The organism is Nitratidesulfovibrio sp. 1201_IL3209, assembly GCF_036763125.1.
GTDB lineage: Bacteria > Desulfobacterota > Desulfovibrionia > Desulfovibrionales > Desulfovibrionaceae > Cupidesulfovibrio.
This window is the reverse complement of the sequence record NZ_JBAIYT010000030.1, coordinates 21,613-34,845: the sequence shown is the minus strand read 5'-3', so window position 1 is coordinate 34,845 and position 13,233 is coordinate 21,613. Positions and strand designations below refer to the sequence as shown.

Sequence of the window (13,233 nt, the reverse complement as noted above, 5' to 3'; positions counted from 1 at the left end):
GCGTAGATACATTGTATTGACAAATAGGTCGCCCCGCTTTAGCCTTTCTGCAAAGGAGGCCGCCATGGCAAGCACCGACATCATCAACCTGCGCGTTCCCCCGGAGCAGAAGGCCATCATCGATCTGGCGGCCGCGCTGGCGGGCAAGAACCGCACGGCCTTCATCCTGGAGCATGCCGTGCGCTCCGCCGAAGCGCTGCTTTTGGAAAAAACGCACTTCCAGCTTTCCACGGCGCAATGGGACGCCTTTCAGGCCGCACTGGATGCGCCGGTCCGTGACAATCCGGCCCTGAAGCGCCTGCTTGCCACGCCCGCGCCGTGGGATGACGGCGAATGAGCGGACGCATTACCGCCCCGGAACCGCTGGCCCCACGGCATGACCTGACGGAATTCTGCAGCGGCGAGCCCGCACTGGATGATTGGCTACGCACAAGAGCGGCCAGGAACGAAGGCAAGGCCACCCGCACCTACGTGACGAGCCTGGTCGAGCGGACAGGGCGGATCGAGCGGACCAGGCGGGTCGTCGGCTTCTATTCGCTGGCGGTGGGCAGCGTGGCCCACGAAATCGCCCCCGGCGGCATCAGGCGGAACATGCCCGACCCCGTACCGGCGATGATCCTGGCCCGCCTTGCCGTTGACCGCGGCATGCAGGGACGGGGCATCGGCAGGGCGCTGGTGCGCGATGCGCTGCTGCGAACCGCCCAGGCTGCGGACATCGCGGGCATCCGGGCCATTCTGGTGCATGCGCTGCACGAACGTGCGGCCGCCTTTTACGCGGGCTGCGGGTTTCAGCCTTCTCCCGTAAGCCCGCTGACGCTGATGCTGCGGATGGAAGAGGTGCGACAATACCTGAGCCCGCGACACGGCGGGTGATGCCGGACGGACTTCTCCCCGTCACACAGCAATGCCCACCAAACAAAAAGCACGGCAACGATTTGCCGTGCTTTTTGCTTCAGGACCATGCAGCGCGCAGCGCTACACTTTCAGCGTGCCTCGGAAATCATCCCACTGCTCGATGCCCATGCGCTCGCACAGGGCGGCCAGTTCGTCCACGAGGCGGAAGGCGAAGTCGGGGCGGATGAAGTTGGCGGTGCCCACCTGCACGGCGTGCGCGCCCACCAGCAGGAATTCCAGCACGTCCTCCGCGCTGGTGATGCCGCCGATGCCGATGACCGGGATGGACACGGCCTTGGCCACCTGCCACACGCAGCGCAGGGCCACGGGCTTGATGGCCGGGCCGGACAGGCCGCCCACCACGTTGGCCAGCAGGGGCTTGCGGGTGTTGATGTCCACGCCCATGCCGGTCAGGGTGTTGATGCACGACAGCACGTCGGCCCCGGCGTCTTCCACGGCGCGGGCCATGTGGGCGATGTCGGTGACGTTGGGCGACAGCTTGACGATCACCGGCTTGCTGCCCGCGCGCAGCTTCACCGCCTCGGTCACCTTGGCGGCCTGGCGCGGATCCTGGCCGAAGATCACCCCGCCCTCCTTCACGTTGGGGCACGAGATGTTCACTTCCAGCGCGGCCACGCCCTCTTCGGCGGCCAGCACCCCGGCCAGTTCGCCGAATTCGCCGGGGTCGCAGGCGTACAGGTTGGCCACGACGGGCACCTCGCGCCACGGCAGCTTCGGCAGGGTGTTGCGCACGAAGTAGTCCGCGCCGTCGTTCTGCAACCCCACGGCGTTCAGCATGCCGCAGGGCGTTTCGGCCACGCGGGGCATGGGGTTGCCCCGGCGCGGGGACAGGGACAGGCCCTTGACCACGATGCCGCCCAGCTTGGCCAGGTCACCGTAGGGGGTGAATTCCACCCCGTACCCGAAGGTGCCCGATGCGGTCATGACCGGGTTGTTCAGGGTCAGCGGGTGCAGCCCGCCGGGAAGGGTAACGTGCATGTCGATCATGATTGTGTCCTGGCCCTGGCCCTAGCGTTCACAAGCCTGCACCGGCGCATCGGCGGCCGTGGGCGGGGCGGCGGTTTCGTCGTCGAAGGTGATCTGTTCCGCCCAGAACACGGGGCCCTGGGTGCAGGTCTGCACGTTGCCGCCCGCCCTGGCCGGGTCGGGCCACCGTTCGGTGGTGCGGCACACGCAGCCCAGGCACGCGCCCACGCCGCAGGCCATGCGCGTTTCCAGCGAAAGCTGGGTGCGCACGCCGTATTCCAGCGCGAACGAGCGCACCGTGCGCAGGAAGGGAGTGGGCCCGCAGGCCAGCACCAGCCCGTTCTGGTCGCGGAACTCGCGCATCCGGCGGCCCATGGTCTCGATGAACCGCGAAAGGTCCTCGGGGCCTTCCTCGTGGTGGCTGTCGGCCATGATCTTTTCGTTGATGCTCTCGAAGGGGTAGCACCCCAGCGGCATGCGGTGGCCGAAGTCCATCCACAGGTTCCACGGCTTGGAGTGGGTGTGGGCATAGCCGATGAACGGCGCGATGCCGATGCCCCCGGCCAGCATCAGGGTGGGGGTGTCCGGCTCCATGGCGAAGGCGTTGCCCAGCGGCCCCCACACGTGCACCACGTCGCCGGTACGCAGTTGGGCAAGGCGCGCGGTGCCGCGCCCCACCACCTGGAAGAAGATGACCAGGTCGCGGGCGCTGATGCGGCAGATGGAGAAGGGCCGCGCCCAGAGCATGTCCAGCGCCCATCCGGCGGGGCGCAGCATGACGAACTGGCCGGGCTTCCAGTCGGCCCACTGGGGGCGTTCCAGGCGCAGGGCGAAGAAGCGGGCCTCGCCGCCGGTCTGTCCGAAGGGAACGAGGTCGAGCACCTTGAGGTCGGTGCAGGCGGGTGTGTTCATGGCGGTGATGGTGTCCTCGAAAAAAATGTGGCCGCGTCGTGTGGCCGCCGGGGCGCGAACGCACCCCGAGACGGGAACCGCGCGTGCCCCCCGTGCATACGGGTGTAGTCGGCGGCGCGGGCCGGGTCAAGCGCTCCGGGGCAGGGCGGCCGGGGGCGGGCGTCCCCAGATGGCGGCGTGACGGCGGCATGACGGGTGGGCGGTCACGCTCCGCCGCCGCGCGCATCCCCGGAAAACCGCGCGGGTCATTGCGGTTGCCATGCGGGCGTTCTATGGTTAGATGCACTGCTCCCCGTGCGGCCACCGCGACGCCATCCGTCCCCGCCGCCACGCACCCCCAGCCAGCCGGTCCGCCCATTTCGCGGCCAGACCACGGCATTGCCGCCCGGCGGGCAGCCCCCACGCATAGTTCATCCCCCGCGGAGAAACATATCCATGTCCAGCAAGCCTTCACGCCCCGCATCCGGCCCAAAGGGCGCCGCCGCCACGGGCAAGCGCCCGGCCGGTCCGAAAAAGCCCGGCAAGCCCGAAACGGGCGACGCCTCCCGCTCGCGCGAGCGTGACGACCGGCAGTCCCGCGCCCCCCGCCCCCCCCGTAAAGACGGCGGCACGCAGGCCGAACGCGAAGACCGCCCCCGTCGCCCGCGTCGTGAAGATGGGCAGGACGCGCCCAAGGGCACCGGCCCGCGCGGCGGCAAGCGGTCCGACGGACAACAGGGCGGACAACCGGGCAAGCAATCCGATAGACGCCCCGGCAAGCGGGACCACGACAACGACTGGTCAACGAACCCTCGTTCCAAGGACCGCCGCGACAGTCGGCAGGACGACCGTTCCGACCGCCGCCCGGCCCGTCCTTCCGGTCCGGCGCGCCCGGCAAACAAGGCCGACGACTTCGTGGACAACCGCGCCCCGGAACGCGAACACCGCCGCGCCCGCCTGACCGAGGCGGAACTGGCGGAACTGCTGCCCCCGGTGGCCGTGGCGTCCGCCGCGTCCACCACATCCGGCGCATCCGGCGCATCGGCCCTTTCCAGCGACGCCCCCTCCACGCCCGCCCAGACGGGCGACGGCCTGCGCACGCCCGAAATCCTCGCCCCGGCGGGCGACATGCAGGCCGCGCTGGCCGCCTTCGCCGCCGGGGCCGACGCGGTGTACCTGGGCCTGAAGCACTTCTCGGCCCGCATGCAGGCGGAAAACTTCTCCACCGGCGAACTGGCCGCGCTCACCGACCTGGCCCACGCCGAAGGCCGCCGCATCTACGTGGCCATGAACTCCATGCTCAAGCCCGGCGACCCGGACGCCGCAGGACGCCTTGTGGCCCGCCTGGCCCGCGACGTGCGGCCCGACGCGCTCATCGTGCAGGATCTCGGCATGCTGGACATCGCCCGGCAGGCCGGGTTCGCGGGCGAACTGCACCTGTCCACCCTGGCCAACGTCACCCACCCCGCCGCGCTCGCCGTGGCGCGCGACCTGGGGGCCAGCCGGGTAATCCTGCCGCGCGAGCTGAACATCGACGAAATCCGCGCCTGCGGGGCCGCCTGCCCCGACGGCCTGGACCTTGAATTCTTCGTGCACGGGGCGCTGTGCTACTGCGTGTCCGGCCGCTGCTACTGGTCCAGCTACATGGGCGGCAAGAGCGGCCTGCGCGGCCGCTGCGTGCAGCCATGCCGCCGGGTGTACCGCCAGAAGGGCCGCGAGGGGCGCTTCTTCTCGTGCCTCGATCTTTCCCTGGACGTGCTGGCCAAGACGCTGCTGTCGGTGCCGCACATGGCCTCGTGGAAGATCGAGGGCCGCAAGAAGGGGCCGCACTACGTGTACTACGCGGTGTCGGCCTACCGGCTGCTGCGCGACAACCCGGACGACCCCAAGGCCCGCAAGCAGGCCGAGGACATTCTGGAAATGGCCCTTGGCCGCCCCGGCACCCACTCCCGGTTCCTGCCCCAGCGCGGCGACGACCCCACCGCCCCCGGCGAGCAGACCAGTTCCGGCCTGCTGGCGGGCAAGATCGGCCAGAACCCCGAGGGCGACATCTTCTTCAAGCCCCGCTTCAACCTGCTGCCGCAGGACCTGCTGCGTATCGGCTACGAGGACGAGTCGTGGCATTCCACCCTGCCGGTGGCGCGCCACGTGCCCAAGGCGGGCACCTTCACCCTGCGCCTGCCGCGCCACAAGACCCCGAAATCGGGCACGCCGGTGTTCCTCATCGACCGCCGCGAGCCGGAACTGACGCGCGAGGTGCGCGCCTGGCAGGCCAGACTGGAACGCCATCGGGGAGCCATGCGCAATGGGGGCCGCGAGGGCGGCGCGGTGGACTTCACCCCGGCATACCCCGCCCCCGGCAAACCCGCCCGGCCGCTGGACGTCATCCTGCGCGGCTCGCTGCCGCACGGCCGCGAGGGCAAGGCCGGGGTGCGCCCCGGCACGGTGATGGGCCTGTGGCTGTCGCCGAAAGCCCTGCGCGAGGTGTCGCGCACGCTGTACCCGCGCATCTCGTGGTGGCTGCCGCCGGTGATCTGGCCTGACGAGGAGGCCCAGTGGGTGCGCATGGCCCGCCAGGCCGCCCGCGACGGGGCGCGCCACTTCGTGCTCAACGCGCCGTGGCAGGTGGCCCTGTTCGGCGAACCGGGAGACGACAAGGCCCGGCGCGACCTGGTGCTGACCGCCGGTCCCTTCTGCAACACCTCCAACCCGGCCGCGCTGGCCGTGCTGCGCCGGTTGGGCTTCGCCGCCGCCATCGTCAGCCCCGAACTGCCCGGAGAGGACATCCTGGCCCTGCCGCGCCAGAGCTGCCTGCCGCTGGGCGTGGTGCTGTCCGGCTACTGGCCCATGGGCGTCACCCGCCATCACCTGGAAGGTCTGAAGCCGGGCGAACCCTTCTCCAGCCCCAAGAACGAGGTGTTCTGGGCCCGCCGCTACGGCCAGAACACCTGGATCTACCCCGGCTGGCCGCTGGACATCGAGGACCGCCGCCCGCAACTGGAGGCCGCCGGATACACCCTGTTCGTGCGCATCGACGAGCACCCGCCGCAGACCGTGCCCGAGCCCCGGCGGACCAGCCCGTTCAACTGGGACATTCCGCTGCTGTAGCGCATCTGTTTTTATTAACAAAACCAGGGCTGTTCACATTGGACAGCCCTGGTTCGATAGCTAGGTGGGGGCCGGTGTTGAGGGGTTAAACCTCGATCAGGATCGGTACCTCGACCTGCGGGATGATGCCTAGTTCGGTTGCGACGGGTGTGTATATGTCGATGTTTTCGTCAGGCGTTCTGAGGGATACAATTAGGCTGTAGCGAGCGATATTGTTGATACGGCCAAGTTGATGGCGTTCACGCCACCAGCCGATTTGAGGGTATACGGCCAGCATGTTGCAGGCTGCCATTTCTGTGGCTATGCCCTGTATTATGTCCGAGTGGATTGAGCCCGTGGCTCTGCTGTTCTTTCCCATCGTCCATCGTGCGCTCCCATGGTCGGGACGTGCATCTGCCTGATCGTCACCTGTGTCGTCATCGGCATTCTCTTCCGCAGTAGCTGCCGCCGAAATTCTTTGGGCGAACATCGCTGTGGTCTCGTTGGGTAGGTTCAAGTCAAAGCGAAGCCCATGCGATGGGTAGCGATAGCGATCCTTCCATCCTATTTCGCCAGGGCTAGGTTCGATGAAATATGACAAGGTGATGCGCAGGGTTACAGGGGTTTCGCCGAGGGTCACGAGGATTTCTGTTGGCCAGGGGAGCGTGAAGATGTGCATTTCGTGTGTCTTGGGGGTACCGTCGACCATGCGAAACGGTTGCAACTCTCTCTCTGCAACGAGAACTAAAGAGTTGTCCATACACCATGCGGCACGAGAGAGAGATGGCACCCCGTAGCCGCAGATGCGTCGGAGTGTAGTTATTTCTGTTTTGCTTCTGTTGGGAGCAAAATTATCGAGCATGGCTGATGTCCACTCTGCAGAATGAATCATCAGAGCTCTGATGGTTTCAGGCCATGCGCCTGGGTATGTGCATTGCAATTTTGCTGCGAACTCAGAGGCAAGCGCAGTTGCAGCGCTCGTTTGATTGAAGTTTGTGAACTGGTTTTCTTGCGGAGTGTGTGTTGTCGTTAAAAGAGACAAACAGTCTGATTCCGTGCAGGTTGTGCGTCGGTCGCCATTTTCGACGACGGCCAAGTTTCCGCCCTCCATTACAATGTCAGGCTTGTATGGCCATTTTCTGCCCCAGGGACTAGACGTCGCAGAGAAGGGGGAAAGGTTTCCTTGGGCGGCAAGGGGAATGTAGCCTCTCAAGTCAGGGTCGGTGATGTTTACCATTTCGGTATATGCACCCACCGTTACTGCATTCCACGCTTGAGCTGGCTCCGGGATCGGCGTGCTGAGGCTTGCAGATGGGTAGTCATGCAAGATGCTTGGATCGACGTTGCCAGCCGATATGACGAATAGGCGTTTTTGTTGATCAAAGAAGCCGGATGCCAATTGGTCAATGGCGCCAGACCATGACGTTGGTGATCCCCCCTTGAACGGGCCGGGTGCCGTTACTGGCATGCAGAACGTCCTTGTGCGTTCTGGTGATGCGCTTTCAACAGCAGTTACGCCGAGCTTTGTAATGAACCCGTAGAGTTGATAGGGATTTCCTCCGGTGCGTGGGAGTATCTTGCATGATTCAAGCTGATGGTTGACCTCCACGGGGGCTGCAGAGGCTAGGGCATCTGCGAGATTTCCGTATGCTGCTATGCCCGCCATTTGTGACCCATGACCGTTGTGGTCGTCTGTTCCCCAGTCTGCTAAAGCAGTATGAAGATTTTCATCGGGAAGGACAGGGGCTAGGAGTGGGTGTTTTGCGTTGATGCCGGTATCGAGGATGCAGACAAAGATATCAGAGTTGGTAAAGGTTGTGTTTTCAAGAAGTGATTCCGCCCACTCTTGTTGGTCAAAGTTTTCCAATTCTGTAAAGAACTGTGCAGACTCTCTTGAAAATCTGAATTCTGCAATATGTGGGCATGAGAGAAGTAAGTCCTGAAGGTCTGACTTGTTGACTTTACATAATGTGACGGTTCGCTCGGGGAAATTGAGCATACCAGGCATGCATTCGATATTAAGAATTGTCGTTGCGTTGCGAAGTTGCGCATCGCTCACTCCAGGGTCACCGCCTTGGAGCCATATTTCGCACCACTTCTTTTCATCTCCGGGCATATGATTTTCATCGTCTGTCCAGAAAGACTCGACAATAGCTGTCCGTATTCCGTTGATACTCTCGACGAGTTTTTTGTTTTTTGGTGATTCTCTGTCAATTGTTTCTGCGTAGTTGCGTAGCTTTGTAGCTATCGTTGCGCGCGATGCGAGGGGAATAAATATTGTTGCGTATGTAATGGGCTCTCCAGTAGGCCCCGTGGCAGTCCTGATGTTGAGTAGGCGAGTATTGCTTTTAAGAGACTCTAGGCTGCCGTACGCAAGTTCGCAGCCAGGCTCGCTGGAGACCTCAAGGTATATTCCGTCGCGAGCAGGTAAAGAAAGCGCGCTCCGCTGTGCTAGCTGGAGCGCTTGTTCCGCCCATGCGACATCAAAACTGTTGATTATTCGCTGTATGTGGGCAGGGCGGTCGTCTATGTTTGCTTGTCGTGGGGTTATTGGGACTCCGCGTCCTGTATAGGGGAGGATTCTGTTTCTTCCTTGGAAAAAAATCAAAGGATGTTGCGGCATGTTGCTCTCATTATTTGTAGGCGTTTAATCTGTAGTTGATTGAAGAAATGAGCGTGCTTGTGTCCAGTTCCGCCTTGTCGTTGATAATGGTATCTTTTATCGCGTCGTCGCACGATTGGACTATTTCTGCATGGCTTAACCCTATAGCTTTATCTAATATGGTTCTGTTGTCGAATTCGCTTTTCCAGTAGCGACCGAGCCTATTTCTCAGGAGAGAAATAATGCTGCTCTCGTCAGGCTTTTCGAAATGTAACACGTCGTCAAAGCGGCGGAAGAGTGCGGTGTCCAGTATGCGTGATGTGTTGGTCGCTGCAACAATGAGGCTAAGCGAATCGTCTTGCTCCAGAAGCTGTAAGAAGCTGTTCAGGACTCTGCGCATCTCACCGACATCGTTATCTCGTCCGCGATCTGCTCCAATGGCATCGAACTCGTCGAACAGGTAGACGCCACGATGGTCAGCGATGCACTCGAAAATTTGGCGGAGCTTCGCGCTCGTTTCACCCATGTATTTTGTTACGAGGCGGTCCATCATGACCGTATACAGGGGCATGTGGAGCTCGCCAGCAAGGACTCTTGCGGTCATGGTTTTCCCCGTACCAGGGGGGCCTGCAAGTAGAATCTTGCGACGAGGCGACAGTCCATGGCCTCTAAGTTTTGCTTGCTGTCGATTTTCGAGCAGAACTCTTTTTATGCAGCTTTTAGTCTGGTCGGGTAGAACGAGTTGCGCAAGGCGTTCGTCGGGCTTGGACGCAAGGGCCAGTTCCGAGAGTTCGGCGCTGTGCTTGAAGTGGACGACATTGGTAGTTGATGTGGCGGGCTGCTTTTTGATTCCATCAATAAGCATTTGCAGTTCTGCGGCCACTGCAGTGTGTCCAAGCTTCTTTTCGTGGGATGCAAGTTGCAATGCAGTGTTTATGAAGCGTTCTTTGTCATTGTCCTTGTAAGAACGTATGAGCGCGGTGATTTGCGAAGCGGTGGCCATGGCTATCTCCCAATTATGATTCCATCGACCATCACATGTCTAGCCGTAACGAAAGCGGGATGGAACGTCGATTTTTTCCTCTCTTGACATTACCACCCTAAATGGGCAAGAGCCGCCTGCCCTATCGCTATGACATGCGGGTCGGTATAGTCAATCTGTTTGCAATTATTCTTTGTCGGCGAGCGGGGTACGAGCAGGCCTCTGGTCGCACCTCCCGCTCTGTCCTCGTTCGTAACCAAGCACGGGCGCATGCTGGCTGGGGCTGTGTCCGCACTTGGCAGCCAGTCTGCGTTGACCGGCGAAGGCCCCCAGCAGTGACAAAAGACGCCCCCTCCGGCAGGTAGGGGGCGTCCTGTTTCGCGCGTCCGGACTTCAGGCGGACCCGTGGGCGCGTGGCGGTCGAACGGAGAGAGCGTCAGGGGGCCAGCGTGGGGCCGAGCCCCATGGCCACGCCCAGCACCAGGCCCATCAACACGGCCAGGGCCAGGCGCACCAGCACGGGCGGGCGCCTGCCGGGGCGGGGCTGGATGATGGCGAAGGCGAACATGGCGTGCTCCCATGGCGCGCGGGTGGATGGAGCGGGCGGCCGGGAACATCCCGAACCGCCTGTCGTGCTCCACCTGTCCGTATGGCACCAACCGGCCAGAAGGCCGCGTCCATGGTCTGGACGCTACGGCGTGCCCAATGATATGTCCAATTCGAATTTTCTCGCCAATCAATATGCAAAGGATATCAATCATGGAACTGCGCCAGCTGCGCTACTTCCTGGCCGTGACGGAAGAACTGCACTTCGGGCGGGCCGCCCGGCGCATGCACGTCTCGCAGCCGCCGCTCAGCCAGCAGATCCAGGCGCTGGAAGAGGAACTGGGGGTGCGCCTGTTCGACCGCACCAGCCGGACGGTACGGACCACCCCGGCGGGCGAGGCCCTGCGCGACGACGTGCGCGACCTGCTGGCCGGGCTGGACGCGGCGGTGGAACGGGCGCGCGGCACGGCGCGGGGCGAGCGGGGGCGGCTGCGGCTGGGCTTCGTGGTCAGCGCGGCGGCCACGCGCTTTCCACGGGCGGTGGCCGCCTACCGGGCGCGCTGCCCCGGCGTGCGGCTGGAACTGCGCGAAATGGGCACCCTGCTGCAACTGCGGCGCATCGAGTCCGGCGAACTGGACGTGGGCCTGCTGCGTAACCTGGACGGGCTGCCGGACGGCTTCGACCATGCGCCGTTCCTGCACGAGCCGCAGGTGGTGGCCCTGCCCGCGCGTCATCCGCTGGCGGCGCGCACGACGGTGCCCCTGTCCGCGCTGGCCGGGGTGCCGCTGATCCTCTATCCGCGCCGGGTGTTCCCGGCGGCGTACGACGCCGTCATTGCCGCATGCCGCGCGGCGAGCTTCTCGCCCGAGGTGGCGCAGGAGGCGGTGGGACTGAACACCCAGCGCGCCCTGGTGGCCGCGGGGGTGGGCGCGGCCATCGTGCCCGCCTCCGCCCGCAGCGAGCCGCGCGAAGGGGTGGTGTACCGCGACGTGGAGCACACCGCCCATGTTCCGGGAGGTACGCCAGGCCTCCCGGACATCCGGTTGGACCTGGTGTGGCGCGCCGGGCGCGACGACTCCCTGCTGCGCGGCTTTCTGGACGTGGTGGGGGGCTTCAGCGGGGATGGGAGCGGAGACATGCCCGACGGCGATGCTCCGTCGCGCCGTGAAGAAATATCCATAGAGGACACGGAAAACGAAGACCCGGCGGACTAGGGCCGCGCGCGGCCCTCGCGGGGCGGATTACCCGCCCAGCCAGAGCACCAGCGGCGGGCAAAAGGTCACCAGCAGCAGGTCGATGATCAGCACCACCAGCATGGGCACGATGGCCCGGCTGATGGCCGACAGCGGAATGCGCGCGATGGAGCATGACACCACCAGGCACACCCCCAGCGGCGGGGTGAGCATGCCGATGGCCAGGTTCACCACCACGATGACCCCCAGGTGCACCAGGTCGATGCCCAGCGCGGGCAGCAGGGGCACCAGCACCGGCACGAAAAGCAGGATGGCGGCGGTGGTTTCCAGAAAGGTGCCCACCACCAGCAGCAGCAGGTTCACCAGCAGCAACAGCGCCACCCGGTCGCCGGACAGGGAGAGCATCCACGACGCGATGGACTGGGGCAGCCGTTCCAGCGCCATCACCCACCCGAACAGCGAGGCGGCGGCGATGATCAGCATGACCACCGACGAGGTCACCCCCGCGCACCGGGCCAGGCGCGGCAGGTCGCGCCAGCGCAGCTCGCGGTGGGCGTACAGGCCCACGGGCAGGGCGTAGGCCACGGCCATGGCCGCCGATTCGGTGGCGGTGGCCACCCCGCCGATGATGGATCCCAAGATGATGGCGGGCGCGCCCAGCGCCCACGCGCCGGAGCGGATGGCGGGCCACAGAGCCCGCGCGTCGAAGCGCCGCTCCGGCACCCGGCCCGAGCGACGCGCCTCCACCACGCACAGGGCCACCAGCGACGCGCCCATGAGCAGCCCCGGCAGTACCCCGCCCGCGAACAGCCGCCCGATGGAGGCCCCGGTCAGCGCGCCGAACACGATCATGGGGATGCTGGGCGGAATGATCACCCCGATGCACCCCCCGGCGGCCTGCACCGCGCCCGCCAGCGGGGCCGGGTAGCCGCGCCGGATCATGGCCGGGATGAGGATGGACCCCACGGCCGCCGTGTCGGCGGCGGCGGAACCGGACACCCCGGCGAAGAACATGGCCGACACCACGGAAACCGCCGCCAGTCCGCCCGGCAGGTGGCCCACCAGGGCATCGGCCAGGGTCACGATGCGCCGCGAGATGCCCCCGGCGGACATCAGTTCCCCGGCCAGCATGAACAGCGGCACGGCCAGCAGCGGAAAGGAATCCGCCCCGGCGTACAGCCGCTGCACGGCCAGCATGGGCTCCAGCCCGGCGGGCATGGACAGCCCCTTGGCCAGCACGGCGGCAAAGGCGGCACCGCCCAGGGCCACGGCCACCGGCGCATTGAGCGCGAACAGCAGCACCATGCCGCCGAACAGGATCAGGCCCACCATGTCAGCAGCCCTCCCGCGCGGGGGCATCCGGCGGCGGCGATGGAGCCGGCGCGGTGGAGGAACCGGTGTCCCGGCCATCTCCGTCGCCCGCGTCCGCTCCGGGCCACAGGTGGGCCAGCAGGTCCGCCACTCCGTGCAGGGTCAGCAGCCCGCCGCCCACGGGCACGGCCACGAAGACCACGGCCCGCGACACGCCAAGGGCCGCCGTCTGCTGCGGCAGCAGGAACAGGGTGAATCGCGCGCCGTGCCAGGCCACGGCCGCGAAAAAGGCCACGCACACGCACAGCACCAGCAGCCGCGCCCGCCATGCCCACTCCGGGGAAAAACGCGCCACCAGCGCGTCCATGCCGATGTGCGCCCGGCCGCGCCAAGCCACCGACGCGCCGACGAAGGTCAGTTGCACCAGCAGGGCGCGGCCCAATTCCTCGGACCAGAACAGCGAATGGTTGAACGCGTAGCGAAAGACCACCTGCACGGCGAGCAGCCCGGCCATGGCCAGGGTGGTTCCGGCCAGCCAGACGCGGGCCACGGCGTCGCAACGCGCGGCCACGGCCAGCAGCGCCTGCGCCACGGCAGGGCCGGGACCCCGCCCGCCCGCGCCGTTGCCCCCGGTTTCGTTCCCCCCTGTCCCGTTGCCCCCAGGCCCGTTGCCCGAGGTCACGGGCGTGGTCACGGACTCGGGCGTGGGCGGTGCGGACATTGGTTCGGCCGTCATGCC

The 13,233-nt window shown here is 65.3% G+C and carries 11 protein-coding genes; 4 read left to right on the top strand and 7 right to left on the bottom strand.

All coding sequences use genetic code 11. The features are described 5' to 3' along the window. The first annotated feature begins 64 nt into the window (after nucleotides 1–64). The gene (locus V6B97_RS13390; protein WP_333507001.1) at nucleotides 65–337 is read left to right on the top strand and encodes a type II toxin-antitoxin system TacA family antitoxin; all 273 of its coding nucleotides are present in this window, start codon (nucleotides 65–67) and stop codon (nucleotides 335–337) included. Then, on the top strand, nucleotides 334–873 hold the full coding sequence (locus V6B97_RS13385) for a GNAT family N-acetyltransferase (RefSeq protein ID WP_333507000.1): 540 nt from the start codon (nucleotides 334–336) through the stop codon (nucleotides 871–873). Before V6B97_RS13390 ends, V6B97_RS13385 begins: the two co-directional genes overlap by 4 nt. 102 nt (nucleotides 874–975) lie before the next feature. On the opposite strand, the gene V6B97_RS13380 is transcribed toward V6B97_RS13385, so the two are convergent. Both V6B97_RS13380 and V6B97_RS13375 read right to left on the bottom strand, forming a co-directional pair. After that, a complete protein-coding gene (locus V6B97_RS13380; RefSeq protein ID WP_333506999.1) occupies nucleotides 976–1,902 on the bottom strand; it encodes a dihydroorotate dehydrogenase in 927 nt (308 codons plus the stop codon). 21 nt (nucleotides 1,903–1,923) lie between these two features. Beyond that, nucleotides 1,924–2,793, bottom strand: a complete 870-nt coding sequence (locus tag V6B97_RS13375; protein WP_333506998.1) for a dihydroorotate dehydrogenase electron transfer subunit — start codon at nucleotides 2,791–2,793, stop codon at nucleotides 1,924–1,926. Between the two features lie 894 nt (nucleotides 2,794–3,687). Between V6B97_RS13375 and V6B97_RS13370 the strand changes: the two genes are divergently transcribed. Continuing rightward, entirely contained in the window at nucleotides 3,688–5,880 is a 2,193-nt protein-coding gene (locus V6B97_RS13370; RefSeq protein WP_333507011.1) for a peptidase U32 family protein, read from the top strand. A gap of 85 nt (nucleotides 5,881–5,965) precedes the next feature. Here V6B97_RS13370 and V6B97_RS13365 read toward each other — a convergent pair whose 3' ends face one another. The 3 genes from V6B97_RS13365 to V6B97_RS13355 all read right to left on the bottom strand — a co-directional run bounded on the left by V6B97_RS13365 (nucleotide 5,966) and on the right by V6B97_RS13355 (nucleotide 10,011). Next, a complete protein-coding gene (locus V6B97_RS13365; RefSeq protein WP_333506997.1) occupies nucleotides 5,966–8,482 on the bottom strand; it encodes a S8 family peptidase in 2,517 nt (838 codons plus the stop codon). A 10-nt stretch (nucleotides 8,483–8,492) separates the two neighbouring features. Then, a complete protein-coding gene (locus V6B97_RS13360; RefSeq protein WP_333506996.1) occupies nucleotides 8,493–9,464 on the bottom strand; it encodes an AAA family ATPase in 972 nt (323 codons plus the stop codon). A gap of 415 nt (nucleotides 9,465–9,879) precedes the next feature. Beyond that, on the bottom strand, nucleotides 9,880–10,011 hold the full coding sequence (locus V6B97_RS13355; RefSeq protein ID WP_333506995.1) for a hypothetical protein: 132 nt from the start codon (nucleotides 10,009–10,011) through the stop codon (nucleotides 9,880–9,882). A gap of 191 nt (nucleotides 10,012–10,202) precedes the next feature. Between V6B97_RS13355 and V6B97_RS13350 the strand changes: the two genes are divergently transcribed. Then, a complete protein-coding gene (locus V6B97_RS13350; protein WP_333506994.1) occupies nucleotides 10,203–11,204 on the top strand; it encodes a LysR substrate-binding domain-containing protein in 1,002 nt (333 codons plus the stop codon). Nucleotides 11,205–11,231: 27 nt separating this feature from the next. On the opposite strand, the gene V6B97_RS13345 is transcribed toward V6B97_RS13350, so the two are convergent. After that, nucleotides 11,232–12,515 (bottom strand): TRAP transporter large permease, encoded by a 1,284-nt coding sequence (locus V6B97_RS13345; RefSeq protein ID WP_333506993.1) that lies wholly within the window; start codon nucleotides 12,513–12,515, stop codon nucleotides 11,232–11,234. A 1-nt stretch (nucleotide 12,516) separates the two neighbouring features. Further along, on the bottom strand, nucleotides 12,517–13,230 hold the full coding sequence (locus tag V6B97_RS13340; protein ID WP_333506992.1) for a TRAP transporter small permease: 714 nt from the start codon (nucleotides 13,228–13,230) through the stop codon (nucleotides 12,517–12,519). Between the last annotated feature and the right edge of the window lie 3 nt (nucleotides 13,231–13,233).

Bases quoted from the DNA above. Each gene is read 5' to 3' on its own strand.
- V6B97_RS13390 (WP_333507001.1), top strand. From the start codon at position 65: ATGGCAAGCACCGACATCATCAACCTGCGCGTTCCCCCGGAGCAGAAG.
- V6B97_RS13385 (WP_333507000.1), top strand. From the start codon at position 334: ATGAGCGGACGCATTACCGCCCCGGAACCGCTGGCCCCACGGCATGAC.
- V6B97_RS13380 (WP_333506999.1), bottom strand. From the start codon at position 1,902: ATGATCGACATGCACGTTACCCTTCCCGGCGGGCTGCACCCGCTGACC.
- V6B97_RS13375 (WP_333506998.1), bottom strand. From the start codon at position 2,793: ATGAACACACCCGCCTGCACCGACCTCAAGGTGCTCGACCTCGTTCCC.
- V6B97_RS13365 (WP_333506997.1), bottom strand. From the start codon at position 8,482: ATGCCGCAACATCCTTTGATTTTTTTCCAAGGAAGAAACAGAATCCTC.
- V6B97_RS13360 (WP_333506996.1), bottom strand. From the start codon at position 9,464: ATGGCCACCGCTTCGCAAATCACCGCGCTCATACGTTCTTACAAGGAC.
- V6B97_RS13355 (WP_333506995.1), bottom strand. From the start codon at position 10,011: ATGTTCGCCTTCGCCATCATCCAGCCCCGCCCCGGCAGGCGCCCGCCC.
- V6B97_RS13350 (WP_333506994.1), top strand. From the start codon at position 10,203: ATGGAACTGCGCCAGCTGCGCTACTTCCTGGCCGTGACGGAAGAACTG.
- V6B97_RS13345 (WP_333506993.1), bottom strand. From the start codon at position 12,515: ATGGTGGGCCTGATCCTGTTCGGCGGCATGGTGCTGCTGTTCGCGCTC.
- V6B97_RS13340 (WP_333506992.1), bottom strand. From the start codon at position 13,230: ATGACGGCCGAACCAATGTCCGCACCGCCCACGCCCGAGTCCGTGACC.